Annotated in this window: 26 protein-coding genes; 12 read left to right on the forward strand and 14 right to left on the reverse strand. The window is 55.8% G+C overall.

All coding sequences use genetic code 11. The features are described from left to right. Positions 1–246: 246 nt before the first annotated feature. Both ACYJ11_RS17300 and ACYJ11_RS17305 read left to right on the forward strand, forming a co-directional pair. The gene (locus ACYJ11_RS17300) at positions 247–483 is read left to right on the forward strand and encodes a hypothetical protein (protein ID WP_461648733.1); all 237 of its coding nucleotides are present in this window, start codon (positions 247–249) and stop codon (positions 481–483) included. After that, positions 480–833, forward strand: a complete 354-nt coding sequence (locus ACYJ11_RS17305) for a type II toxin-antitoxin system PemK/MazF family toxin (protein WP_461648734.1) — start codon at positions 480–482, stop codon at positions 831–833. The genes ACYJ11_RS17300 and ACYJ11_RS17305 overlap by 4 nt, the downstream gene beginning before the upstream one ends. Before the next feature lie 309 nt (positions 834–1,142). Here the strand turns inward: ACYJ11_RS17305 and ACYJ11_RS17310 are convergent, their stop codons facing one another. Continuing rightward, a complete protein-coding gene (locus ACYJ11_RS17310) occupies positions 1,143–1,364 on the reverse strand; it encodes a hypothetical protein (RefSeq protein WP_461648735.1) in 222 nt (73 codons plus the stop codon). Then, positions 1,364–2,977 (reverse strand): TrkH family potassium uptake protein, encoded by a 1,614-nt coding sequence (locus tag ACYJ11_RS17315; RefSeq protein ID WP_461648736.1) that lies wholly within the window; start codon positions 2,975–2,977, stop codon positions 1,364–1,366. Before ACYJ11_RS17315 ends, ACYJ11_RS17310 begins: the two co-directional genes overlap by 1 nt. A gap of 226 nt (positions 2,978–3,203) precedes the next feature. On the opposite strand from ACYJ11_RS17315, the gene ACYJ11_RS17320 reads away from it, so the two are divergent. Genes ACYJ11_RS17320 through ACYJ11_RS17330 form a run of 3 tightly spaced genes read left to right on the forward strand, consistent with a single transcriptional unit; the run spans position 3,204 to position 6,136 of the window. Continuing rightward, positions 3,204–3,365 (forward strand): hypothetical protein, encoded by a 162-nt coding sequence (locus ACYJ11_RS17320; RefSeq protein ID WP_461648737.1) that lies wholly within the window; start codon positions 3,204–3,206, stop codon positions 3,363–3,365. Beyond that, positions 3,358–5,781 (forward strand): amino acid permease, encoded by a 2,424-nt coding sequence (locus tag ACYJ11_RS17325; RefSeq protein ID WP_461648738.1) that lies wholly within the window; start codon positions 3,358–3,360, stop codon positions 5,779–5,781. Before ACYJ11_RS17320 ends, ACYJ11_RS17325 begins: the two co-directional genes overlap by 8 nt. A 7-nt stretch (positions 5,782–5,788) precedes the next feature. Continuing rightward, positions 5,789–6,136 (forward strand): hypothetical protein, encoded by a 348-nt coding sequence (locus ACYJ11_RS17330; protein WP_461648739.1) that lies wholly within the window; start codon positions 5,789–5,791, stop codon positions 6,134–6,136. Between the two features lie 388 nt (positions 6,137–6,524). On the opposite strand, the gene ACYJ11_RS17335 is transcribed toward ACYJ11_RS17330, so the two are convergent. Both ACYJ11_RS17335 and ACYJ11_RS17340 read right to left on the reverse strand, forming a co-directional pair. Continuing rightward, positions 6,525–7,235 carry a potassium channel family protein gene (locus ACYJ11_RS17335; RefSeq protein ID WP_461648740.1) on the reverse strand — a complete coding sequence of 237 codons (711 nt, stop codon included), beginning with the start codon at positions 7,233–7,235 and terminating at the stop codon, positions 6,525–6,527. Positions 7,236–7,486: 251 nt separating this feature from the next. Beyond that, complete coding sequence (locus ACYJ11_RS17340) at positions 7,487–8,251, reverse strand: Lrp/AsnC family transcriptional regulator (protein ID WP_461648741.1); 765 nt, start codon at positions 8,249–8,251, stop codon at positions 7,487–7,489. A gap of 414 nt (positions 8,252–8,665) precedes the next feature. On the opposite strand from ACYJ11_RS17340, the gene ACYJ11_RS17345 reads away from it, so the two are divergent. Then, positions 8,666–9,538: a universal stress protein gene (locus ACYJ11_RS17345; RefSeq protein ID WP_461648742.1), complete on the forward strand. Its 873-nt coding sequence runs from the start codon at positions 8,666–8,668 to the stop codon at positions 9,536–9,538. On the opposite strand, the gene ACYJ11_RS17350 is transcribed toward ACYJ11_RS17345, so the two are convergent. From ACYJ11_RS17350 to trkA, 3 genes are all read right to left on the reverse strand, one after another. Continuing rightward, positions 9,535–9,798, reverse strand: a complete 264-nt coding sequence (locus tag ACYJ11_RS17350; RefSeq protein WP_461648743.1) for a hypothetical protein — start codon at positions 9,796–9,798, stop codon at positions 9,535–9,537. The genes ACYJ11_RS17345 and ACYJ11_RS17350 overlap by 4 nt on opposite strands. 144 nt (positions 9,799–9,942) lie before the next feature. Then, positions 9,943–11,511: a TrkH family potassium uptake protein gene (locus ACYJ11_RS17355; protein WP_461648744.1), complete on the reverse strand. Its 1,569-nt coding sequence runs from the start codon at positions 11,509–11,511 to the stop codon at positions 9,943–9,945. Positions 11,512–11,593: 82 nt separating this feature from the next. Then, entirely contained in the window at positions 11,594–12,928 is a 1,335-nt protein-coding gene (gene trkA, locus ACYJ11_RS17360) for a Trk system potassium transporter TrkA (RefSeq protein ID WP_461648745.1), read from the reverse strand. Positions 12,929–13,346: 418 nt separating this feature from the next. On the opposite strand from trkA, the gene ACYJ11_RS17365 reads away from it, so the two are divergent. The 4 genes from ACYJ11_RS17365 to ACYJ11_RS17380 are packed head-to-tail and all read left to right on the forward strand — an operon-like array spanning position 13,347 to position 15,358. Beyond that, positions 13,347–13,670, forward strand: coding sequence for a hypothetical protein (locus tag ACYJ11_RS17365; RefSeq protein WP_188979515.1), 324 nt, complete (start codon positions 13,347–13,349; stop codon positions 13,668–13,670). Positions 13,671–13,675: 5 nt separating this feature from the next. Continuing rightward, positions 13,676–14,545 carry an FAD:protein FMN transferase gene (locus tag ACYJ11_RS17370; RefSeq protein WP_461648746.1) on the forward strand — a complete coding sequence of 290 codons (870 nt, stop codon included), beginning with the start codon at positions 13,676–13,678 and terminating at the stop codon, positions 14,543–14,545. Further along, positions 14,529–14,816, forward strand: a complete 288-nt coding sequence (locus ACYJ11_RS17375; RefSeq protein ID WP_461648747.1) for a hypothetical protein — start codon at positions 14,529–14,531, stop codon at positions 14,814–14,816. Before ACYJ11_RS17370 ends, ACYJ11_RS17375 begins: the two co-directional genes overlap by 17 nt. Beyond that, positions 14,816–15,358, forward strand: coding sequence for a hypothetical protein (locus ACYJ11_RS17380; protein WP_461648748.1), 543 nt, complete (start codon positions 14,816–14,818; stop codon positions 15,356–15,358). Before ACYJ11_RS17375 ends, ACYJ11_RS17380 begins: the two co-directional genes overlap by 1 nt. On the opposite strand, the gene ACYJ11_RS17385 is transcribed toward ACYJ11_RS17380, so the two are convergent. From ACYJ11_RS17385 to ACYJ11_RS17400, 4 genes are all read right to left on the reverse strand, one after another. Then, the gene (locus ACYJ11_RS17385; protein ID WP_461648749.1) at positions 15,355–15,876 is read right to left on the reverse strand and encodes a winged helix-turn-helix transcriptional regulator; all 522 of its coding nucleotides are present in this window, start codon (positions 15,874–15,876) and stop codon (positions 15,355–15,357) included. The two genes, ACYJ11_RS17380 and ACYJ11_RS17385, sit on opposite strands and share 4 nt — an antisense overlap. A gap of 3 nt (positions 15,877–15,879) precedes the next feature. Beyond that, entirely contained in the window at positions 15,880–16,167 is a 288-nt protein-coding gene (locus ACYJ11_RS17390; protein ID WP_188979520.1) for a hypothetical protein, read from the reverse strand. 859 nt (positions 16,168–17,026) lie between these two features. Next, the gene (locus ACYJ11_RS17395; protein WP_461648750.1) at positions 17,027–18,673 is read right to left on the reverse strand and encodes an ArnT family glycosyltransferase; all 1,647 of its coding nucleotides are present in this window, start codon (positions 18,671–18,673) and stop codon (positions 17,027–17,029) included. A gap of 334 nt (positions 18,674–19,007) precedes the next feature. Next, positions 19,008–19,277, reverse strand: coding sequence for a hypothetical protein (locus ACYJ11_RS17400; protein WP_461648751.1), 270 nt, complete (start codon positions 19,275–19,277; stop codon positions 19,008–19,010). Between the two features lie 162 nt (positions 19,278–19,439). Here ACYJ11_RS17400 and ACYJ11_RS17405 point away from each other — a divergent pair, with 162 nt between their 5' ends. Both ACYJ11_RS17405 and ACYJ11_RS17410 read left to right on the forward strand, forming a co-directional pair. Further along, positions 19,440–19,772 (forward strand): hypothetical protein, encoded by a 333-nt coding sequence (locus ACYJ11_RS17405; protein WP_461648752.1) that lies wholly within the window; start codon positions 19,440–19,442, stop codon positions 19,770–19,772. Between the two features lie 571 nt (positions 19,773–20,343). Next, positions 20,344–21,573 (forward strand): glycosyltransferase family 2 protein, encoded by a 1,230-nt coding sequence (locus ACYJ11_RS17410; protein WP_461648753.1) that lies wholly within the window; start codon positions 20,344–20,346, stop codon positions 21,571–21,573. A 46-nt stretch (positions 21,574–21,619) separates the two neighbouring features. Here ACYJ11_RS17410 and ACYJ11_RS17415 read toward each other — a convergent pair whose 3' ends face one another. The 3 genes from ACYJ11_RS17415 to ACYJ11_RS17425 form a co-directional block, all read right to left on the reverse strand. Then, the gene (locus ACYJ11_RS17415; protein ID WP_461648754.1) at positions 21,620–21,754 is read right to left on the reverse strand and encodes an amidohydrolase family protein; all 135 of its coding nucleotides are present in this window, start codon (positions 21,752–21,754) and stop codon (positions 21,620–21,622) included. A gap of 99 nt (positions 21,755–21,853) precedes the next feature. Continuing rightward, on the reverse strand, positions 21,854–22,255 hold the full coding sequence (locus tag ACYJ11_RS17420; RefSeq protein ID WP_461648755.1) for a hypothetical protein: 402 nt from the start codon (positions 22,253–22,255) through the stop codon (positions 21,854–21,856). Continuing rightward, positions 22,252–23,121 (reverse strand): ParA family protein, encoded by an 870-nt coding sequence (locus tag ACYJ11_RS17425; RefSeq protein ID WP_188979526.1) that lies wholly within the window; start codon positions 23,119–23,121, stop codon positions 22,252–22,254. Before ACYJ11_RS17425 ends, ACYJ11_RS17420 begins: the two co-directional genes overlap by 4 nt. Between the last annotated feature and the right edge of the window lie 32 nt (positions 23,122–23,153).

Here is a 23,153-nt window from a genome sequence, read left to right on the forward strand (position 1 = left end):
TCAGCTCGGCCGTTTTCACCGCCCGGAGGACAGGTATCGACCTCGCGTTTAGCGGGACGTAATGCGTGTACCACAGCGAGACCGCGTACCGACATAGTGCTGTGCTCACAAGTTCGCTGCTCGACCGATAGAGAGCTTGAATAGCCAATTCCTGACTGCTGTTTCAACAGCATTATCTGGTTGCCTGTGATAAATGGGTAATGGTGGGTAAGACTGATATAAGCGTGGGCAATAGTGGGTTACGAGATGAAAGTTGACGCCGACAAACTCCAGACGAACGAAACCGACGACCGGGGAAGGGTGTATCTCGGCACCGAGTACGCGAACAAGCGCGTCACAGTGGCTGTCGTCGAGGTTGAGTCCGAGTCTCCCGACGAGGAGGAACTAGCCGCCGCGTATCGTGAAGCGTCGGAAAGTGCCAGTGATATTGCCGAGGAGTGGGGCGGGACTTCGGACGAGGCGTGGTCGGGACTTGATGAATGAGCGACGAAACCGAGATTCGACGCGGTGATGTCGTTATCGTTCGACTCGATCCTGCTGAGGGGCACGAAATGCGGAAAACGCGGCCTGCAGTGATAGTCCAGAACGATGTCGGGAACAGGAACTCTAATACCACAATCGTCGCACCCGCGACGGGAACGTACAGAGGCTATCCCTTTGAGGTACTTGTGGAAGCGTCGGACTCACCGTTCGAGAAAGACTCCTCCGTGCGGCTTGATCAAATTCGAGTTGTCTCTGTCGAGAAGCGAATCCATTCGGTGGCTGGCAGTCTCGACGATTCGACAATGGGTGAGATCGACGACGCACTCAAATTGAGTCTCGGACTCGACTAATCGGGAAGTTCTTTATCAAGAAATCAGTGTCAGATCCGTATGCATTGAGACAGCCAGTCTCAACTTCCATATATATTGGACGTTGAGACTATAGCGGGTTTAGCGGCACCCTGATGTGTGGTTTCGGCCGCTCCAGTGAACAGGAACTGACTTAGATTGCCCCCCCAAACGCCCAATCTTATTGAACTAACAATCATATGCGTGGATTTCCCAATGGATACACGCACTTGCACGGATATGAAATCGTTCACTCACTGGAAGAATTAAGATATCATTAAGCTGGACGAACCCGCTGATAAGTAGTAGGCCCTAAGTACTACTCTCTGTAGTTTCAGCAACTCCCTTATATGCGATATAGCTGAGAAACCCGCCCGTATAGGCGACTGCAAGGAGGACTGAAGGTAACGTGCGGCCAAGGAAAGTGATGATACTGATCACGATCGGACCGAGAATAAGAAGCGCATCGAATACGGAGTCATCTGCGCCAGCCGCGAGGAGCGGGCCAATGACCGGAATCTGTTCGAGTCGCATTAGTCATATACCTCCATCGAGACGAACAAACTCCGCAGGAGTACCAAGACCGGGATTATCTCAAGTCGCCCGATCCACATGTTGAATAAGAACATGGCCTTTGTGACCGCCGGCATCCCGGGACCGGTGATGCCCGACGAGAGCCCAACGTTACCTTGGGCGGAGGCAACCTCGAACAGAACGTTTTCTAGAGTGTAGCCTTCTGGACCCATCGGAAGAGCGATCATAAAGACAAATGCAGCGACGCCAAGGAAAAGGATCCAGAGGAACGTGATGATAGCAGCCTCTTCAAACTCCTGAGCTGCTTCGTCATCTGATAATGTTCGGTCGTCCAGTCGGAATGTGCGAACAGCAGTTGAAGGGTAGAACACGCCACGGATACGAAACAGAATCCCCTTTCCGAGGGTGAGCAGCCGGATGAGCTTGATACCCCCGACAGTTGATCCAGCAGCTGCCCCGACAATCATTCCGAACGCGACCGTCAGCTGTGCGGGCGCCGACCATCCCGGTCCGAGCGAACCTGCGGTCTGAAACCCGGTGCAGGACGCCGCCGAGATGAACTGGAATATGGCAAATCGGAACGTCTGAAAGAGCGTTGCTGCCCGGCCATGAAGGACGATTCCAGCAACGGTCATCGTCTCTGTCTGGTAGAATCCCTGATCAAACAGTAAGGCAGTCAAAATCAACGTCCCAAGGCCGAAGAAAATGAAGACCCACCGCGTCTGGAGGTCTCTGTAGAGGTTCCGGAGGTCCCCGCGTAGAATTAAATAATGAATCGGGAACGCAATACTCCCAAGAATCATGATGGGGATGAGTGCGAAGTCGATGGCGACGCTGTTGTACGTGCCTATCGAATTATCCGTAATCGAAAACCCTCCGGTTGCGAGCCCCGTCATTGCATGGTTGATTGCATCCCACATCGGCATGCCAGCCAGCCACAGGAGGAGGATCGAGAAGAACGTGAACAGGAGGAAGATCCACCAGATTGTCCTGACGGTGGACACGATACTCGGATGGATCTTCTCCGAACGCGCTTCACTTTCATAGAGCGTAAGTGACCCACTTCCCGGGCGTGCGAGAATAGCGGTCGTGAGCACGATGACTCCTACGCCACCAACCCATTCGATGAATGAACGCCACCACTGGAGCGTGTGTGGAAGCGCTGCCTCGTTATCGGTCATCGTCAGTCCCGTGCCGGTAAACCCGCTCATGCTCTCGAAGAACCCGTTGAGGGGATTCTGGAACGCAGCGAGTGTACTGAACGTCCTAGTTCCTCCGGTCGTGAACCGGGCCGGAATTTCGAGAACTGAGGGATCAAGTCGTGCCGTCCAGGCAATAAGCAGGAATGGGAGGGAGCCGAAGACTGCTACGAAGAACCATCCAGAGGCAGCGATCATCATCCCGTGCAACCGACCTGGATCGTCTGCGTTCTGAAAGGCTCGCGAAAGCCCAAATCCGACTAGCAATGGGAGCAGTCCTGAAAGAATCATACCAGGAACAACCCACCACTCTTGCCAGACGAGTGGAATAAGAACGGAGACGAGAATGAGACCCGCTAGCGCCTCGAGCATCCGCCCAAGGTCGCGAGCAATTGTCCCAAGACGATTAGCCATACAATTCCGGTATGCTGAACGAGAACTTAAATTGGCTGATTCACTCCAAAGAGGTGGGCCGTTAGATTGCGCAATGGGAAATGGTTACCTGCGAGTACCGCTATCTGGGCGAAGTCCTGATATCGAGCATAGGCCGTTTGCCATTTCGCTATCCATATAGTATTTATATATACTAATTACGAATAAGCACATTACTTTTATATTAGTGTATGGGAGACACAGGAATATGGTGTCCACGCTGACTATCGGCGCTATACTTACGCTGTTTGCGTGGGTAGGTCTCCAAGTTGCCGTTATACATGGCAAGTACGTCGTGGATAGTATAGCCGCGGGCGAGTATCAGAAAGGTCCATTCAGCGACGCTAGGGACGGTGATTCTGATGAGTGACGACGAAGGGTTGCCGGGTCATAGTCATAATGAGGATCTTGCCCGGGATCTCTCAGTATTCGACATCACAATGATCGGCATCGGTGCCATGATTGGTGCCGGAATCTTCGTCCTGACTGGGCTCGCTGCAGGTCAGGCAGGCCCTGGACTCGTAATGGCCTTCGCATTCAACGGGTTCATCACCATCTTCACGGGGATGGTCTATGCGGAACTGGGGTCAGCAATTCCGGAAGCTGGCGGCGGATATCTCTGGGTTCGCGAGGCGCTCGGACGGTCGCAAGCATTCCTCGCCGGCTGGATGTCTTGGTTCGCCCACGCCGTCGCGGGCTCGCTCTACACGCTCGGTTTCGGGGCTTTCGTCCACCTATTACTGACGGAATACTTCGGCATCGCCCTGTTCGAACCAGTCGATCTATTCCTGCTCACCATCGGACCAGAAAAGATATTTGCCGTGTTCGCGGGAGCGCTTTTCGCGTACATCAATTTCCGTGGTGCCAAGGAAACTGGACTCGCTGGCAACATCGTGACCATGGTCAAGGTCACGGTCATCATCATCCTCATCGCGTTTGGTCTAGGCTACATCGTCGGCAATCCCGCCGAAGCTAGTGGTCGATTCCAGCCGTTCCTTCCGCGTGACTTTGGCGGTGTGTTCATCGCGATGGGGCTGACCTTCATCGCTTTCGAGGGGTACGAGATTATCGTTCAATCCGGTGAAGAAGTCGTTAATCCCAAAAAATCTGTGCCGAAGGCGGTCTTCTACTCAATGTCCGTCGTCGTCACGATTTATATGCTCGTGGCAATCGTACTCATCGGGGCGGTCACAGTTACGCCTGACCTCTTCCAACTAGCGCAGGAAGGCGCTGCATCAGGTGCTCACGGTGCGACAAACCTGCCTCCGGTTCCGGATAATATCGAAAACGCCGCTGTATGGGAAATTCTCGGCCATCTCGGAGAGCTTGGTCTCGCTCGCGCTGCGGGCCAGATAATGCCGTACGGGACAGTCGTCATCCTCGTGGCTGGGATCTTCTCGACGCTCTCGGCCCTCAATGCGACAACCTATTCGTCGACGCGCGTCTCCTTCGCAATGGGACGCGATCACGTCCTCCCCGACGCTTTCAGCGCAGTTCACGACGAGAAGCGAACGCCGCACATCGCGACAGCACTCTCAGGGACCCTCATCGTCTTCATGGCGGTAGCGCTCCCGATTGAGGCTGTCGCAGCCGCGACCGACGTAATGTTCCTCTTGCTGTTCCTCCAAGTGAACTACGCTGCCATCGTGATTCGGCGAGAGTGGGGGGATCAGATCGATTACGGGTACGTGATGCCGTATTTCCCCTACGTCCCCATCATCGGGATCCTCACCAAACTCGCGCTCGCAGTCTACCTGTTCAATTACAGTCCGCTCGCGTGGTACGGAGCAGTTGCGTGGATCCTAGTCGGCGTCGGGATCTTCTTCCTCTACTCGCGGGGCCGGGTCCGCGAAACCGAAGCGAAAGAGGAAACCCGCCTCATCACAGAAGAACGCGCAGCCGAAGAGCGCGGCTATCAAGTACTGGTTCCGATCGCCAATCCCGACCATGCCGAACAGCTTATTCGTGCAGGGAGTGCCGTCGCTCGCCACCAAGACGGTGAGGTTCTCCTGACGAGTGTCGCCACAGTTCCCGAGCAAACGCCACTGTCGGAAGGCCGTCGGTACACTGATGAACAGCGGGAGTTACTCGACGAGGCGATGCAGTACGCTCCCGATGATATCCCGGTACACCAGACTGTGACAATCGGCCATGACATCGCGAAGAGCATCAACAACGTCGCCTATCAGCGCGACAGTGACCTTGTGTTGCTCGGCTGGCGAGGGCAGCGGAAACGTGTGTCCGATTATGCGCTGGGCTCGAATATCGACACCGTCGTCGAGAACGCCGAGTGTGATGTTGCTGTCCTAAAGACCGACGGGACGACGGACTCCAAGCGCGTTCTCGTACCGACTGCGGGCGGTGCAAATTCGGACCTCGCAGAAATGTTTGCCGCCGCGTATACGGTTTCAGGTGCCGAAGTAACCCTGTTTCACGCCGCAACCGACGGTGATGTCGAGGCCGCTCGCTCGTTCCTCGAAAGCAGACAGGAGGAACTGGCTGAGTCCGATATTGATGTGGAAATCGCTGTCGAAGAAGGCGATGACATTACACAAACAATCCTTGGTCACGCACGCGACGACCAATATGACTCAATTCTCGTTGGAGCGGCCACTGAGGGGATTCTCCGGCGGGTACTGTTTGGCGAAATCCCTGAGACTATCGGCGAAAAGTTCGACGGCGAAGTCATAATGCTCCGGAAGCATCGGCCGGTCCAGTCAGCCGTGAAGCGGCTACTCGGCAAGTGGATCGGCAAAGGCGCAAAAGCAACTAACTTAGGCGAGTGACTGAGGCATGGTTTCCGATTCTGAGGAGGATGAGTTTAGCCCGCCGAATCAGTCGCTGAGCGGTCAAGTTGCCGGTGTAATTGAGCAGTTCTGTGTTGTTGGGGCTCGAATTTCGATGCCGCTCTTCCTCCCGATAGGTGGGCTATTATTCGTCTACCTACTCGGAGGATATGCCCTCATAGAATTGGGGCTCTGGCCTCCTGTCTATGAATTCTTCTCCCCCACAGAGGACGTCTATTTTGCCTGGCTGGGATTCCTCACTGGTCTGGTTATTTGTTTTGACACCGGTTCACTCATCGGACTCGCTTCCTCAACGGGGGTGAAGGCCGAATCCACAATGAGGTCTCCATTCTAGCCTCGTTCATTGGTTTCGGATTCGGTGCCGGAGCGATCAGATTGACTTACGTGACTGCTCTTGCAGCGATAGTGTAGCCACTACAGACAGTTGTCGGTGACAAAAGGATCTGACTGGAACTGCTTGCGTGACTTCGGGATGTCAATGTTTGACCACTGATCGAACACTGCAAGCAACATTCTTTTGATGTTTAGAACACCGCTCGCCATAACAAGAATCTCTATCACTGGTGATCAGTAGCTGAAGCCGTCTTTTTTGCGCTTACGTCGCGGTACGGTGGGGCCCTCCGTACCCGGACAGTTCCGAGAGTTGTGCTACAAACAGCTGTGAGGAATTGTGACCACACTTCCCGAGTCTACGACTGCCGATTGAGCGATTCCCACACCACTCATAAACTGAATCTGCTCGAATTGTTTGTTTCGTGGTCCTCGTAATGTCCGAAGATATCTGTCACCTCTGGTGTTGCTCCAGTCCCCGAATACACCGTGAGCAAGTCACCGGTTTCAATGCGGGTCTGTCCACGGGGGGTAATAGGGGAATCCGATTCGGGCCGTTCAATCGCTACGACAAGTGTGTCCTCATCAAGCAGTCCTTCGTTGTCCGCTTCGATGAGATTCAGCCCAGCGATCGGTGCGTCCTCGGCGACCGTAATCTCGAACACTTCGGCAACATCCCCGACACGCATGTAATCGACAATCGATGGTCGATCCACAGACCGGAACAGTGATTCCGCGATGAGGCGCTGTGGATTCTCCATTGTGTTGACGCCGATCTGCCTGAAGAGGTTCATGTGCTCAGGGTTGTGGACGACTGAGACGATGCTAGGGATTTCGAGTTCCTGTGCGAGCAATGAGATCATGACATTGGTCGCGTCCTGATCCGTCGTCGAGATGAGCGCATCAGCCCGGTCAGCTCCGGCATCCTCCAATGTCTCCTTGGTCGTCGCATCCGCGTTGATGACCATGCAGTCGAACTCAGTAGCAACTTCGTCCGCTCTCGCCGGGTCTTTTTCGATGACGACGACTTCGTTTCCAGTTCCGGTTGCGATTTCAATGAGCGGCGTTCCGATATCGCCAGCTCCGACAGTGATTATGTACATGTGTTATATCTCCTACTGGTGCCGCTTTGGGCTGAGTCCCTCATAATCAGTGTCCCGGGCGAATCGCTCGTCTCGCTGTCTGCCGACACACCGCGGACGTAATCGAGGGTTCACTTGGGTGAGAATTACGGTCCTGAAATAAAAACCTCGCTATCTTGCTTAATCCACATACTATCGGGGGTTAGGCCAGCAATCCGAAGAGATGTTGAGTATGGGACTAGTCTAGTAGTATCGAAGAATCGCTCGGGTCTTCACGATGGTGTCATCGGTTGATTCGTGTTGCCAAATGACTCCAGTGTCGACTCTGGCACGCCGTCCCGGGCGAACACAGAGATGAGATCACCAGCACGAATCTCCGTGTCACCCTTGGGCGTAATCATTTCATCTCCACGCTCAATGGCGATAACAAGCACTTCACTGCCGAGCAGCGATTGCTCGTTAGCGTCTCGTAGTGTCGTATTGACGATAGGGGCGTCCTTGCTGACGGTCACATCAACTACCTCGGCTCCGCCGGAGAGAGACACCATATCTGTCATTGCACCCTGCTTGGGTGCGCCATCCGGCCCAAATGGCTCGTACGGCGTAAAATACTCCTCCTGAATCAGATCTTCGTCCTCGATTTCTAGACCGAGTTTACTGAGCTGGTGGGCTATTCGTGTGAGGTCGCTCATTTCTTCGCCCACAGCCTTGATTTGGAGGTTCCCACGGCCCGTCCTGAGTTCACGAACGTTCACGACTCCGGGAACCGTGAGTGCCTTTCTGGCGAGATTTTCCCGTTCACTCGCCGAAGTGTTACAAACGAATAAATTAGTCATGCGACTTTCACAGCGTTCGTAGTCGATATCAGCGTGATACCCTTTGATGATGCCCGCTTCTTCGAGTTGGTTGATTCGATTGCGAATGGTCCCCGGAGAGACATCCATCTCCTCGGCGACCATCGGAGCCGAGATATTCCGTGCATCTTCCTGCATCGCATATATAATGCGTTTGTCGATTTCGTCGAGACGACGACTCATACTAGATATACAGGATGCGTGCCAATCCCTTTTTCCCCTGCTGCCTGCAGTGGACTGTCAGCGATTCCAGGCGTCGGATGATGGTCTGACCAACTGACAACGTGGATTCTTCCGGACCGTGCGCGGTAAACAGGTCTGATCCGTCTGTTCAGCTGTGGTTTCAGATAGCGAACGTAGACCGGCCTGTGTCACCGGGGAAACAGGGCGCGCGTACAAAACGTACCCCGACCCGTTGCCAGCGTATTGAGCCTGATGTCTGTTGGTAGCTGTGTTCCGGCAATAGTCTACGAGACTAGTCTTGCAGCTGGTTGTCTCCGAAGGCATCAAACCGTTGTTTAGGGAATTTATATTCTTCTAGCTACGGAATCCGGAACGATAGAGTGGATTTATTACGGATAGACAGTCAGTAGTGGCATGGCCCACACTGAAACGAGTCTCCGAGAATTTCTGGAGCGGTCCAACCCGCCCGATTCTCCACCGAAAATACTGTACCCAGTTTTTAGTTCTCATGATAACTTCACGTTTCAGGCCGCATTGAATATCGCAAAGGGGGCCGGAGCGGAACTCCTCGTGCTAGATTTACTTACAGACGCTGGTCTGGAAACAGCAGAGACCTCACGTATCGGTCGAAAATTACTGCAGGCACATCTAGACGAGGACCACACTGTCGACGCCCATTTAATCGTCGAAGAGACAGACAGTCCACTCTCGACTGCGATTACCGTCGCACAGCAACGGCATGTCCAGCTCGTCGTGTTCGACGAACACACGCCCGAGTTGCTGGGCGAAGGGCTTCGCGGTGACGCGGCCGACCAGATGCGAAAAAAAGCAGGCTGTGACGTAGTATCAGTCACGCATCCCCGGAGTGGGGCAAGCGTCTCTTCGGTGCTCGTCCCACTTGCTGGTGGAGAACATTCTGGTCTCGCAGTCGTCGTCGGCGGAGCGCTGGCAGCAGGCGCGAACGGTGTTGTCGAGCTCTTTCATGTAACACAGAACAAAGATGAGACCGAGGCCGCACAGGCCACGGAACTGTTCGACACGGCACGGGCACGGCTCCCCGAGTCGGTCGAACTGGATACGCACCATCTTGAAGCGCCTGACGCAGCGGAGGCAATCATCGACGAGTCTGCCCACTACGACGTAACTGTAATAGGCAAACCGACTCAGAGCCGTCTCATAGAATTTATTACTGGCTCGGTAACCAAATCCGTAACCGAAGCCTCAGAAAACGCGGTTCTTACAGTCCAGCGTGGCGACGACGATGGGTTCAGTTTTGAGGGACGCTAATCTTCGCGCGTGGGAGTCTCCTCGTGGTCTGGTTCGACGACCCATTCGGCACCTTCCTGTACCACCGTGCCAGTGTACGACTGTTCAATAGCATCGCTGTCCTGTTCGACCACTTCGTACTCGTAATCCTGGTCGGTAACAGCCTCGAGTGACGAGATACGGACACCCCTGTCACCATTGGCCTGTGCATACACAAACAGCGCGGAGTAATAGTCACGAATAGCGTCTTCTATCTGCTCTTCAGCAGTATCATCGGTCATGAGTTATGGATGAGGAAGCGCACATAAAAAGGCTATGTTGAATGCGTATTCCCATCTATTTTAATACGGGATTGCTAATTGCCCTGATTCTATAGGCAGCCCAAGTCCAAGGCCGCGAGGTAGATTCGGTCCGGTGTATTGGCACTACCACTCCCAGAACGACCGGGTGAAGAGCACCAGCATAGGGATCACTTCGAGTCGGCCAAGCCACATCAGAACTATCATCAGGAGTTTCGAGGTCGCTGGGAAAGAGAGATAACTCCCGAATGGACCGAGCAGACCGAACCCTGGTCCGATGTTCCCGATGGTCGCGATGCTTGCGCTGAGTGCTTCGATCGTCGTGAGGCTGAGGCCAACGCGACTGGCATCGAGTGCAATTACCACGGTTGACACTCCAAAAATAAATAGATAGAGAAACGTGAACGAGAAGACGCCTCTGACGACATCCTCGTCGACAATGCGCCCGCCGAGTTTGACTGGTTCGACGACGTCTGGGTAGACTGTTGTGGACAGTTGCCGCCGAGCAGCCTTGAGAAGGACGAGCCATCGGATGGTCTTGATGCCGCCACCAGTCGATCCTGCCGACCCACCAATGAACATCACTCCCAATAACAGCACTTGCGCCCATTCGCTCCACTGTGCGAAGTCGCTCGTCGCGTATCCCGTTGAGTTGAGCAGTGTGACTGTCTGAAACAACGCCTGCCGGAGCGAGTTCTCAGCGATGCCTCGGGTGACACCTCCCAGTTCTAACGGCGGAGCCGCTCCAGTGAACAAGAGTCCCCAGAGGAGAAGCGTGACCCCACCGATGGCCCCAATATATCCTTGAAACTCTCGATTCCGAAACACGTCGAGATACTGCCCGTGGAGAACGAAATAAAAGAGCGCAAAGTTCGTCCCCGCAACGATGATGAAGGGAATCACGAGCCACTGGACTGCTGGCGAGAAGGCAGCGATACTCTCAGCCTGGGGGGAGAACCCGCCGGTTGGAAGCGTCGTGAAGCCGTGAGCGATCGCGTTGTACAGGTTCATGTTGTGCGCCAGCCCCAGCAGGTGGAGGCCGTACAGGAGACATATCAACAGGACAGTGAATCCGGTGTAGACAAGCCACAGGATGCGTGCCGTTTCGGCAATCTTTGGCGTCAGCTTCTGTAGTTCTGGTCCGGGTGCTTCGGCGCTGATGAGTTGCGCACCGTTGACCGCTAGCTCGGGGAGAATAGCCACCATGAGCACGATTATCCCCATCCCACCGAGCCATTGCGTCAGCTGGCGGTACATCAACAGGGCATGAGAATGCCGTTCGAACGAGATTTTGCCCAAAACGGTTGCCCCCGTCGTAGTGAATCCTGAAGTGGATTCGAACAACGCGTTGACGAACGAGTTGAACAGGGCACTCGGCGAGCCGAGTGCGAGCCCGACCGTCGATTGAGTGCCCATGCCGGCGAGCAGGTATGGTATCGTCCCGCCCACAGAGACACCGACCCAAGCCAGAGTGACAAACAACAGCGCTTCCTCAAGCCCGAGGTCAGAATTATCTTCAAGACGTTCGAGTGCAAGTCCGAGGGCGGCTGTCATGGCGATCGACACGAGGAAGACTAGGCGATCACTCCCGTAGATAATCGCGACGGACAACGGGAGCGCCATCGTCACGGCGAGGTACTTCAGAACTGTCCCGACGAGCGCGACGCTCTGTCGCCAGTTGACGCTCACCTGCATTCAGTAACACCACCCCTAGAAATCGGGTAGCGCCCCGTCGCGTTGCTAGCTCGGGCAGTGGAATAGTGATTCCTGTGCATCATTACAGCCGTTCGATCGTGTCCTCGACGACGTCGCTATCAGCGAGTATCACAGCATGATCGCCGGGTTCGATGACGGTATCGCCACGGGGCATACGGTAGCTCCCGTTGCGCGTGAGCGCTCCGATGACGACATCCTCCGGAAGGTCATCGATCGCCTTGCTAATCGGTCGTCCTGCGAGTACGCTATCTGTGTCAATACGGATCTCGATCACCTCAGCCTGATTGTCTTCCAGCAGAGCGACGTTCTGAGTGTCTTGGTCACGGACGAACTCGATGATCTCCCGAGCTGTCGCCCGGCGCGGGTTCACAGCGATATCTACCCCTGCATCTTCGAACAGATCGACGTACTCGCCGTGGTCTACAATAGCGACCGACTGGTCCGCGCCCTCTCGCTTGGCCCGCAGGGCAGCCAGCAGATTCTCTTCGCTGTCGTGTGCGAGCGCTGCCACCACGACATCGACATCAGCCATCCGTTCATTTTCGAGGAAGTCCCGGTCGGTCGGGTCCTTGTTTCGAACCGTGGTGGCGGATAACCGTTCGGAGAGTTCCCTGGCACGGTCGGCGTCTGTCTCGATGAGATGAGGACTGAGACCACGCTCTTCAAGCAGCCGGGCGGTATGGTAGCCGGTGTCGCTCCCGCCGATGATCAGCACGTTCTGGGGACCTGTCTCTCGTGGGGCTAGTTCGGTGCCGAACGAATGGACCGAATCGGGTCGGCCCGTGACGACCACATCATCTCCCGGTTGGATACGTGTCTTTCCAGTCGGAAAAATCGTCGCTCCGTTCCGGAAGATGACAGCGAACGTGAGCGCGTCGTATGCATCGGCTTCACTGATCGTTTGGCCGAGAATTGGACTGTCCGGCTTGATTTCGAACTCTGCCATCTGAACCGTCCCGCCTGCGAAAACATCGAAGTTCTGTGCAGCTGGTAGGCCAATCCCTCCGGCTGCTGCGGCCACTGTCAGCAGATTACTCCCAACCATGAAATCGACATCGAAGACGTTCTCAGCCTGATCCCAGGTGTCGATATACTTCAGATCCTTGACCCGGGCGACCGTCGTAACGTCGGTGAGTGCTTTCGCCGTGCCACAGGTGATGATATTGATCTCGTCGCTGTCGGTACTAGCGATTAGAATATCGGCATCCTCGATGCCGGCCTCTCGGAGGGTTTCAATGGCCGAACTGTCACCGGGTACCGTGAGCACATCGAGGTCGTATCTGAGTCTGTCAATCCGGTCGGTGTTCACGTCGATCATTACGATGTCGTGATTCGCATCGAGTGCTGCTGCGACCCTCGTTCCCACCTGACCAGCGCCAGCTATTATGACCCGCATTCGTGTACTTGATTCATATCCGGATATATTGATTTGACTCCTCGCTTCCGATTCCACCGATATCAACAAGCTATCAGACTACATAGAAATTGGTGGTTTGACGTTGACTACGTAACATTTCAAGCATCGGCCTTAGGAATGATGTCTGAGGAAACGTAACCTCTGGTTCATCGTACCTCTCTTCGGTGAACTCCCGAGATTCTCGATAGTGTTGCCACTCAGAAAATCGAATCGCCATCTATGGTCTGTGAATCTCGGCTGAGACCACTCTATGTTGAATGGATTCGATAGCTGTACGAAGATTCGAGAGTTGGACGCGAACGGCTTACTAAGCCGGTCTCCACCGTCTATCTGCAATGGCAGAACGCAACGACCGACACGTCGAGGGTAGCGATTCTAGAACGAGGTACAGCTAATCATGCGGATTCCAGTCGCAAATAACAAACTCGTTACTTTCACGCTGGCAGGTGCCTTCCTCACGGCTCTCGTGGCCGGTGGCCTTGCGTTTCCCGGCGTCGGCCTCGGGCAATCTGACTCACCTGGAACGTCCCCATCGGATGCCTCACAACAGGTTGCTTCCGATGCCCCAACGCCCAATCAGGACTTTACGCCAACAGTCCAGACGCAATCCGGCTACGAGGACGAAGAACACGAGGAATATGACGAACACGAGGACGACGAAGACCACGAGGAAGAATACGAAGCGGGGGACGAAGACGAAGACAACGAAGAGGACGAGTGACCGAGATGATGGGATCGCTCGCATCGCTCACCGAACGGTTCGGAGACAGTTGCCACGAGTTCGACTGTTGTGATACGACATTTCGAGTCCAGGCGACGGGTGTCCGGGCCGACGCCGCAGTGACCGCGGCACGAGACACGGCCGAGGCACTCGAAGCTCAGCTGAATGCCTTCGACGAGGCGAGTGCTGTCAGCCAGCTCAACCGCGATGGTGCGGTCGCTAACGAACACGTCGCCTGTATCGTTCGCCGTGGACTCGAATACAAGGATCGGACTGAGGGAGTGTTCGATATCCATCAGGGCCGCGTCGAACAGGCGCTCAAAACGTTCCTACGTGGCGACAGTGACACACAACCCACAGACTTCGATACTGGAACTGTCCATGTCCGCGGATCTCAGGTCAGTACCGATGTCGGACTTGACCTCAACGGTCTCGCAAAGGGGTACATTGTTGACCGGGCCAGCGAGACGCTCGCAGGTCTCGGTCGACGAGGGTTCGTCAGTGGTGGCGGAGATATGTCCCCGCCGACCGGCCCGGTAGCCATCGAGAGCCCGTACAGCGACGACACACCGTTGAAGATTCTGGACACGGATTGGTCCGTCGCAACGTCTGGGGGATACCGGCGTTCACGAGACGGTACTGATCACATCTACGACGCGACCACCGAGTCGCTCGGCTCGCGTCACGAGTCCGTTACCGTCCTCGCGCGCCGCGACTGTATGGAGGCCGATGCCTTGGCAACGACGCTCGCCGCACTTCCCCTCGACGAGGCACGTGAAGTAGCAGCCGAGTGGGACGGACTGGAGGCGTTGATCATTCATGAGGGTGTCTTTCACACGACAGAGAGGTTCGATGCACATGTCATGGACGCATAAGCAGCGAATCACCGTCGTCGCAATCGTTGTGCTGGTCGTGGCTGTTCCGGCCCTCTGGCAAATCGGCGATGTACGTGCCGTCCAGGCGACTGAAAAAGCACAGAATGACCTCGTGGATCAGACTGTTTCCCAGCGACAGGCACCGAACGATTATGACGGGGACAGCATCAACGACTCCGCGGATAAGTGTCCGACACGCCCAGAGACCGATAACGGGTTCCAGGATTCGGACGGCTGTCCCGATGTCGTCGAGACGACGGGAGCATCGTAATGTCACAACTCGTCTGGCTCCTTGACCGGGGTGCCGCACTCGTCACGTATCCGTTGCTGTACTTAGCCGTCCTCACGGGCGTCCTCTACAATACGGAGTCGTTCGGCGTGCTCCACGAGGCCGCCCAACGCATCCACATCGAACTCTCCGTGTTCGCGATGATCGTCACGTTGCTACACGCGGGGCTCGGCGTCCTCGACGCGTGGTTCGTTATCACCGGCCAGGTTCCGGCACCAGCATACTCGATGCCGTACTTCCTCGGTGGGGTCGTTGTCGGTGCAGGTGCACTGCTCATGCTCGTCGTCGCAGTGCTCGGCTTTACTGACGCGAAACGCTTCCAGCAACCGTGGGGACCGCGTGTCGTCCACTCGTTCGCCTATGTCGGGTTCGCCTTCGGGACGATCCATGCGGCCGCAATCGGGACTGATCTGACCGGACTGGCCCGTCCTTTGCTGGGCCCCTCAGTGGTGTTTCTCGTGTACGTACTCCTGTTGCGTCTGCTAATGCTTCACAGAGGACAATCGAAGGCGACTCCGAATTAGTAGCCATCCCAGAGGCCGAGCATCCGGTCGACGACTTTGTCGGTGAACGAGCGTTGATGAACCGTGTAGAGATACGTTACTCGATCAGGATCGCTGACCTCGTAGACGACGCTCCGGCCGTCGCGCTCTTTCGTAACGAGGTCGGCCTCGGCGAGCTTCGATAGATGCCACGAGACGGTCGATTGCGCCTTGTCGAGGCGGTCGCTGAGATCGGTCGTCGAGAGCGGGCCGTCCGTGAGAAGATGTGCGAGGATGCGACGGCTGTACTCCCGCCGCAGCGCGTTCATCACTGCTCGATCGACTTCGTCGAACTCGGTGGCGGGGTAGTACCGCGTGTACTTTCCATCGTCCGAGACATCGATCAGGGCTTCGTCGGCGAGCCAACGGAGGTGATACTGGAGCGTTCCCTGCGCGTACTCAAGATCGTTGAGAAGCGCGCGAAAGTGAACGCCCGGCGTGTCGGCTATCCGCTGGTAGATCGCCCGCCGAGAGTCCAGTTCGAGGTCTGGGTCCGACATCGCTCAGTCCCGCGTGAGAGCGATGAAAAAGGTCAGGAGGCCACCGAGGATCAGGATCGCACTCGCGTGTTCGAGCAATTCGAGCGTCGCGTACGGGATATACGGGAGCAGCGGGTACTCGAGAAACACGATGAGTCCGTAGACGGCGAACATCGCGTACCCGAGCGTGACGATTCGCATCCGACTATCACGTTCCCGTCGCCACGCGAGGAAGCTGAGGACGCTGAGCCCCCCAGCGAGGACGAAGATACCGAGACTGACGTACTGTTCGAGGAGTTGAGCGAGTGTCATGCGTTACTATCTGTACACACAGTCGGTGCGACGTGCTCGGCGGTCGATACAGCTCAACTGATGGTGGTGTCGGGAAAACGATTGGCGTTCAACCGTCGAATCCAATCGAATAGAGCCCCTGGGCTGCCCTGAAGCTCTCTCAGTCGACACTGCTGAGGAAATTTCCAACAGTGTCAGCGGATTCTCGGCAGGAACTCGTGTTCGCAAAGGTGTTTGATCAGAACCGTCCGCGTAACTGCCAAATTGTTTTACGAAGCTCTGTAGTGAACCGTTCGTTCCAGCTGCGCCACAGCGTCGGCTAGTCTGGGACCGTTTTTATATATAGTCGCTCACAGAGTCCTGGATTGTGGTGAGGTGCGTGAAGGGTGTCATCCTGTGGGTCCAGTCATGAAGCTCTTTTAGCTGGGGCAGTGTGACTTATTTTCCGCTTTTACAGAAACCATGACTAGAATTATCTGAGGAGTGACCAGATTAAAGAATCGATCACTGAGACGGCTACTGAAATCAATAAAAGGGCACAGATCATCATGATGAAGCCCACGACTATGCGTGGAAGTCGGTGCGCTATTAGAAAATTAAATCGTCCCCATTCTGCCTCATATAGATAGCTCCGCATCCGCCACACACTCGCAAACCACAGTGCGAAACCGACGATAGTCACAATAATAGCATACACCGAACGGAAATCTACTATCATATGTCTGCCCTGCGTGTGCCAAGCAGTACAATCCTCCGGCGCCGGCCACGTTTCGCGACATCCGGATAATCCATTTGTGCAGTTGGTTTCGCAAGGTAGTCGATGACTACAACGGTTGGTAAGCGACCGGTATCGACGCACAGAGCCGAGTAGACCGGTGAATCAGTCCCGTCGGTCGGGCACCCGCTCGTAGACGACGTATCCGTTGTGTTCCGCGACCGGTTCGTAGTTAGCCTCGATATACGTGACCACCGGCTCTCGTGCGTCGGGGTAGTACCCATGGGTCGGGTCGATGCGGCCGTCCACGACCTGCTGGCTCCTGACGAGCACGTAGGGGACCTCGCCGCGCTCGAGTTCAGTCACTACCCGGTCGGCGAGTGGCTCCCCGTAGGGGGGCGTGATGAACGTCTGTGCTGGGCGGGCCTCGCCGAAGTACGCTAGCTCGTATCTCGTGGGTGGGCCGAGCGAGTAGAATCGCCCGTCGACGGTCTCGTCGAGTTCCTCGGCGGAAGCCGATTGCGTCTCGATGTGTTCGCCGCTGAGCCTGATCTCTCTCACCCCATCAACTGCCACTGTCCCGCCGAGTGCGGAGAGCACGAGGAAGACTCCGGCAACCAGTGCGACCCACTGGCGGGTGTCCAGCTGACCGACGCTCCCGTCCCACTTGACCATGACGTAACTGAGGACAATAGCACCGACGAGCATCAGAGCGAAGCCAAATTCCAAGAGGAACAGGTACTGATATCCACTGTTCGCTGCGACGAGCGTGAGTACTGCCTCGGAAACGGCGACAGCGAGCGCCAGCCCAGCCCACTCCAACCGTGAGAGTGGCCTCGGCCCGTCGGCGAGAAAGCTGAAAAGCCGACGCAGGCCGACGCCGGCGAGCACGGCGGCCGCCGGCATGGCGAAGATGTACCGGTGGCCGCCATGGAACGCCTGTAACCCCGGAACCGACATGATGACGAGCCACAGCGAGAGGAACGCGAGCCGGGTGTCGAACGACCGCGAGGGTATCGACCGGAATACGTAGAGGGCGGTCCCGCCCGCGAGCAGCCACACCGGCAGGTAGGAGGCCGCGCTCAGCAACTGCCCGTCAAGGAAGTACGGCGGGTCGTAGTGGTTTAACGGTAGGAGAAAGGTGTACCAGAGCGTCTCCGCAAGCGTCTCTCGACTCGCCGCGAACAGCGCCACAAGCCCGAGCGGCGTGAGAAAGGCCACCGCGACTCGGCCGTAGCGGACCGCGACAGTCCGGAGGTCGGTCTCGCCGGCGTAGAGTCGGGCAAGCGACCAGCAGATGACAACCATTCCGAACAGGAGAACGGTCTGGTTGAATAGTACCCCGAACGCGAGCGACAACCCAGCGAGGAGGTCGGTCACGCGCCGCTCGGCGAACAGCCACAGCACTGCTGCGGTCAGGAACAGCGCGGCGAAGGGCTCAGTCATGAGGATGAACCCGTCGAAGACCGGTACGTATACCCCGAACAGGTACGCGAGCGAGCCGACGGCCGCAACCGGGCGTCCCCACAACGAGCCAAGACGAAATACGAGCAACGCCGTCACCGCGTGGACTGCATAGACGAGTACCCGTCCGGCGAGGTACGGTTCGGGAACCGTCTCCCAGAGCAGTGCAGTCAGGTAATACACGGCGGGGGTTTTGTGATCCGCGATGCCAGCATAGAGCGTTCCTCCAGCGGCTATTTCACGACCGATGACGAGGTAGGTCATCTCGTCGTGCAACAACGGTTGTCGGAGGTAGAACAGGGGTGGGATGATCGCCAGCGCGAGGAACACGACGTAGAACGCCGACATTCCCCAGGACTCGAGAGCGCTCCGAAAAGTGAAGGCGGGGCTACGTTCGGTCTCGAGTATCGGCATGATGTATCCATCGTATGGTCAACAATCCAATTAGTTACTCGCCGATTAACTCCACTTGAGCTGATCGAGACGATCACTACCGAGGTTCATAGTATCGAAGAAACGGCAGTCGTGGTGCGCCATCGATTCAGCGATAGGTTTGGGGTGTGAGATGTGTTCGTCTGGATACGCTACCGTCTCTGTTGCTTCGAGTCGCGGCCAGAACATGTGGTGATACAGTCGCCGTTTAATCCACACTCTTCGCGTGGTTCTCTGTCGTCCAGAGCATTTACAGCTTGACCAACAGGATTGTCCCATGACGTAATCGAAATCCCGCATCTACCATCTGGAAGGGTCTCCGATAGAACGACATGCGGTCGTCAGCGTGCCTGATAGCCCGGCGCGTGGCTGCGTCCGGCTCGGTGGCGTGCAGCCGGTGAAGCGGCTCAGTTACGATTTCCGCCAGCAAGACGCCGCTGAAAGTACTGACCAGCAGCAGGGGCTCGTTGTCGGTGGCCGTAATGGCTACAGCCTCGCCGACGCTCGGTTGCGGGGTCATCGTCCCATCTTCCGGTAGCAGAATGGGGCCCCTCAGTATCAGTCGTGCCTGGTGGATGTAATTTGAAGCAACTGCTAGGTAAGCGTGCTTAGTCAGTAGAACCACCATTCAGTTGCCATTTATAGCATGGGTATTTTATCCTCCGTAATCACAGTTCTGTTTATGCGTCCTGCCCTCCGGTATGCTGTTTCGGTATTTGTTGGACTGATCGTTACGGGAGTTGTCGCAGAATTCGCTGGGACAGATCACCTGCTTACGATCTCACTATTACCGCTCTATGTGGCCATAAGCTCAATCATGTTAGCACATCGCCAAGTGATTGTTTCCCTCTCTCGTGATGCACCCCCTGCAAGGAAGCGTGGAGCTATTGTTGGTGGTGTTGGCGCATTCACCGGGGGATTTCTCCTTCGGGTGTCGATCCCAGCCGGTGTTGCTGGTTTCGGGTTAATGTTGCTCGGTATGGCAAGCGTCATTGCTGACTTTGATGAATTGTGAGGAACTGTACAATTTGGATCACCTGTACTGCCCGCTCCAGTATCTGAGCATTCGGTCAAAATGTGGCTAGCAGGCTGCTGTGGCTACTCGCGCATCTCCTTGAGTGCAAGTCGATCTTCGTCAGCGTCGGTGTCGGAATCTGCCCTATCGAAGACTGCCGGAACCGACTCATCAAAACCAAGCCGATTCTAGTTTGCTTCGGGCATTATATAGACACTACAACCGAGCTGGTCGTAAAATACGATCACACGGAGAACGTATGCTTAGATAATGTCTACACAGTGCCGACATGATGCCGGCTTTGTGACTCCCGATAGGTGACGGGTTTCCGTATCGTGAGCACTGAACAGCAGTCCGTCAACGAATAGTCAGCAGTGGTACCGAGTCGACGACCACTTGCGTCCTGCCCAGTATCGACAGGCACAGACCATGGTGAGGTCCTCTAAGCCAGCCTCACCGTGGCAAGTAGGTGTCCTGTCTCGACTGACAGCTTGTACTCACAGGCACGGACCCACATCGAAGCAGTGGCCTCAAATAGATAGTATCTAGTATAACAATTGGAACCTATTAGATGCTAATTGGTACGCTACTGTTTGCGACGACGACGTTTCTCATTTGGGTTGCGCTGGTCTATTCGTTGTCAGCGCTCTGGTGGTTAATAGAAGTCTTACCACTCGGTATCGGATGGAACTCGAGTGATATGGACGCATGGGGACTAGATGACGTACAGGTACGCGTACTCACAATCGGAGCGGAAGACGTTGTTCAGGCAACCGTTGACTCAGTTCCCGACACCGTTGCCGGAATCAAGGTTATTGCTGAACAGAATATTGAAATCGACGGGGCAGCAGTGCACATCGTCCCAGACTCGTTCAGTTGTGAAGCCACGAACAAGGGCCGCGCTGTCGAATGGGCACGAAGACACGTCTCTTGTGACGCAGAGTATGTATTGTACCTCGATGAAGATACACTGGTTACTGGGTTGACTGGCCTCCCTGAAGCAGACTTCGTGCAATTTACTGAGAAGCCGATTTACACAGGCTCACGGCTCGCCTATCTGTGTGAGGTGTTCCGCGTTGGGTACCAGTTCGAACAGCGTGCATTCCGTCGTCTTTCGTATCCACTGTACGCATGGGGCGGTGGCTTTGCAATCCGACACGAGTTGGAGGATGAACTGACCTGGGACGTGGCGACGATTACAGAAGACACGAACCTCATTTGGCGGGCTGCTGATCGGTTTGACTTAGAGTATCGGCTAGTCGACGCTCGGTTTCGGAATCAAGCGCCACCATCGCTGAAAGCGATGATTAAGCAACGCCGTCGGTGGATGTCCGGGACACTGAAAGATAATCATATCCTTCCACTATTGTACCAACCACTGACACTAACTCGCGTCGTGTCCTGGGGATTTTCTCCAGCTATTCCACTGTTGATTATTGGTGCATCATTCGTCCCCGGTGCAACAGTCAGCATCCAGTTCTTCGAACTGATTTCGACTGCGCTACTGGTCGTGCTGTTTATTTATATGCTGTTTGGCCTATGGGCCTACAGAAAACATCCATTGCTGTGGCCGGTGTTCCTAATATTGACACCGCTGGCCGTTGTACTCCATGCAATCGGGGCTGCATGGGGTGTCATTAGCCCAATCGAGGAGTTTGAGGTCACAGAGAAAGTCGCACCCGAGACCGTCGAGGACGTCAACCCAGAATTGAGCGAGGGTGCGATTGCCGCTCATGACGGAGAGGATCGCCTCGTTCGGGACTCAGCTGATGAATTTGATACAGAACTGTTCAGAGACTAGCTGTACTCGCAAAGCACCTTGTTGACGGGTGCGAACTTCGGTGTATTCATCTCAAGCACATCAGGTCGGCCCGTTTGCTTCCCTCGAGACTCCCGATTTCGTCACCGATGTTGAGTGTTTTTGCACCCTCAATGGTGAGCATCTGGACCAGTTCTCGGGAGGTGAAATGGCCAGCCCCCATTCGAGATTTGCCGCGAGGAGCCGGTCAGCAAGCAGGCCCATGTCATCGAGGAGGGCAGCTACGGCGTCCCCAAGCCACCTACTGGAAAAAACACAAGGCCTATCGTCCGTATCCCCACTCTTCGAGGATTTCGGTGAGATCATCGATCTGCTCTAGACCGACGATGATAGCAGCTTCCCGGAGGTCAGCCTTCTTGACCGTCTCACCGAGTTCTGACTCAACGTCTGACCGAGTCTGGCGCTGGGAATCCAACGTAGACTGCTGGAGATGGAGCTGTACCGTCTTCTCTCGGCCGTCTGTGATACTGGAGCGGTCGAAAATCCACGGTAGTCCGGAACCCGAAGGAGTCGATAGCTCGGCTGACCCCCTCTCCGGTTTGTTCGTCTCCACCGAGGTGGCTGGCGTCTCAGTGACATCGGGTCTCTCAGTCACCATGTCCTCATCTGACTCGTCGCTTCCGAGCGGATCGTCGTCGCTCGCACCACTCTTGAAGCCCGTCATGCTGGCTCCTCCAGTGCGCCTGGTTCAGGCGGATTTGGTGCTTCCAGCCCGACCTCCCCCTCCAAGAAGCGGGCAATACGGTCTATCTGGGCCAGCGTCTCGACCTCGTACTCACGACGCCGGCTCCGGTGTTCTCGGACGTACCGGAAGGCCGAACACTGCTGTTTCCAGCACCCTTCCATGAGTGACGTTCGATCACCGATTACTTCGGGGGTCGAGAACTCGACGTCTCCCAGCATCTCACGCTGGTCCGCGGTATTCTTGACTCCGTTCGGGATGGCCGCCAGAACACCGACATCTATGTTGAGCTGCTCTGCGAAGTTCGTCGCCAAGTCAGCCAGTCCTTCGACGGACGCCTGGCCTTTCCATGACGGTTCGACTGGGATGACGAGATTGCGAGTGGCGTATATCGAATTGTAGAGATGGTCTGACTCTGTCGCAGGAGGGTCACAGAGCAAGACGTCATACTCATCGCCGACGCCCCCATCTCTAAGCACTCGCTGGAGTTGCGCATAGATGTTGTACGCATCGCCGAGGTCCTCAGCTTTGGACTGCTCACGGGCTAAGTGGTCCGACAGATCGGACAGCAGGTTATGTTCTGGAACGATATCGACTCCCTCCGCCGTTCGAATGAGGTCCTTGAACGGGCCTCGTGGGCTATTTACCATATGTCGGACGAGGTTGTCAGCGCCACTGTTGGCTCGGTCTGTATCGACTCCCATCAGGCGAGACAGGTCACCGTCCTGTGGGTCCAGTGGCACTATGAGTGGTTTGAGTCCTGCCCGAGCGTGTGCGACCGCAAGGTTCGCTGTCAGCGACGTTTTTCCGACACCCCCGGCCTCCGAGTAGACAGTGTAACTTAGCATACTCCTGTCTGTATCTCTCTTGCTCATGAATC

The sequence above is a fragment of the Haloarcula sp. H-GB5 genome, assembly GCF_054850705.1.

Excerpts from the sequence above, each read along its gene's own strand:
- ACYJ11_RS17410 (WP_461648753.1), top strand. The coding sequence starts at position 20,344 with ATGCTAATTGGTACGCTACTGTTTGCGACGACGACGTTTCTCATTTGG.
- ACYJ11_RS17390 (WP_188979520.1), bottom strand. The coding sequence starts at position 16,167 with ATGACACTCGCTCAACTCCTCGAACAGTACGTCAGTCTCGGTATCTTC.
- ACYJ11_RS17320 (WP_461648737.1), top strand. The coding sequence starts at position 3,204 with ATGGTGTCCACGCTGACTATCGGCGCTATACTTACGCTGTTTGCGTGG.
- ACYJ11_RS17355 (WP_461648744.1), bottom strand. The coding sequence starts at position 11,511 with ATGCAGGTGAGCGTCAACTGGCGACAGAGCGTCGCGCTCGTCGGGACA.
- ACYJ11_RS17425 (WP_188979526.1), bottom strand. The coding sequence starts at position 23,121 with ATGCTAAGTTACACTGTCTACTCGGAGGCCGGGGGTGTCGGAAAAACG.
- ACYJ11_RS17315 (WP_461648736.1), bottom strand. The coding sequence starts at position 2,977 with ATGGCTAATCGTCTTGGGACAATTGCTCGCGACCTTGGGCGGATGCTC.
- ACYJ11_RS17370 (WP_461648746.1), top strand. The coding sequence starts at position 13,676 with ATGATGGGATCGCTCGCATCGCTCACCGAACGGTTCGGAGACAGTTGC.
- ACYJ11_RS17300 (WP_461648733.1), top strand. The coding sequence starts at position 247 with ATGAAAGTTGACGCCGACAAACTCCAGACGAACGAAACCGACGACCGG.
- ACYJ11_RS17375 (WP_461648747.1), top strand. The coding sequence starts at position 14,529 with ATGTCATGGACGCATAAGCAGCGAATCACCGTCGTCGCAATCGTTGTG.
- ACYJ11_RS17405 (WP_461648752.1), top strand. The coding sequence starts at position 19,440 with ATGCGTCCTGCCCTCCGGTATGCTGTTTCGGTATTTGTTGGACTGATC.
- ACYJ11_RS17350 (WP_461648743.1), bottom strand. The coding sequence starts at position 9,798 with ATGACCGATGATACTGCTGAAGAGCAGATAGAAGACGCTATTCGTGAC.
- ACYJ11_RS17325 (WP_461648738.1), top strand. The coding sequence starts at position 3,358 with ATGAGTGACGACGAAGGGTTGCCGGGTCATAGTCATAATGAGGATCTT.
- ACYJ11_RS17395 (WP_461648750.1), bottom strand. The coding sequence starts at position 18,673 with ATGTCGGCGTTCTACGTCGTGTTCCTCGCGCTGGCGATCATCCCACCC.
- ACYJ11_RS17420 (WP_461648755.1), bottom strand. The coding sequence starts at position 22,255 with ATGACGGGCTTCAAGAGTGGTGCGAGCGACGACGATCCGCTCGGAAGC.
- ACYJ11_RS17385 (WP_461648749.1), bottom strand. The coding sequence starts at position 15,876 with ATGTCGGACCCAGACCTCGAACTGGACTCTCGGCGGGCGATCTACCAG.
- ACYJ11_RS17330 (WP_461648739.1), top strand. The coding sequence starts at position 5,789 with ATGGTTTCCGATTCTGAGGAGGATGAGTTTAGCCCGCCGAATCAGTCG.
- ACYJ11_RS17335 (WP_461648740.1), bottom strand. The coding sequence starts at position 7,235 with ATGTACATAATCACTGTCGGAGCTGGCGATATCGGAACGCCGCTCATT.
- ACYJ11_RS17400 (WP_461648751.1), bottom strand. The coding sequence starts at position 19,277 with ATGACCCCGCAACCGAGCGTCGGCGAGGCTGTAGCCATTACGGCCACC.
- ACYJ11_RS17345 (WP_461648742.1), top strand. The coding sequence starts at position 8,666 with ATGGCCCACACTGAAACGAGTCTCCGAGAATTTCTGGAGCGGTCCAAC.
- ACYJ11_RS17340 (WP_461648741.1), bottom strand. The coding sequence starts at position 8,251 with ATGAGTCGTCGTCTCGACGAAATCGACAAACGCATTATATATGCGATG.
- ACYJ11_RS17310 (WP_461648735.1), bottom strand. The coding sequence starts at position 1,364 with ATGCGACTCGAACAGATTCCGGTCATTGGCCCGCTCCTCGCGGCTGGC.
- ACYJ11_RS17305 (WP_461648734.1), top strand. The coding sequence starts at position 480 with ATGAGCGACGAAACCGAGATTCGACGCGGTGATGTCGTTATCGTTCGA.
- ACYJ11_RS17365 (WP_188979515.1), top strand. The coding sequence starts at position 13,347 with ATGCGGATTCCAGTCGCAAATAACAAACTCGTTACTTTCACGCTGGCA.
- trkA (WP_461648745.1), bottom strand. The coding sequence starts at position 12,928 with ATGCGGGTCATAATAGCTGGCGCTGGTCAGGTGGGAACGAGGGTCGCA.
- ACYJ11_RS17380 (WP_461648748.1), top strand. The coding sequence starts at position 14,816 with ATGTCACAACTCGTCTGGCTCCTTGACCGGGGTGCCGCACTCGTCACG.
- ACYJ11_RS17415 (WP_461648754.1), bottom strand. The coding sequence starts at position 21,754 with ATGGGGGCTGGCCATTTCACCTCCCGAGAACTGGTCCAGATGCTCACC.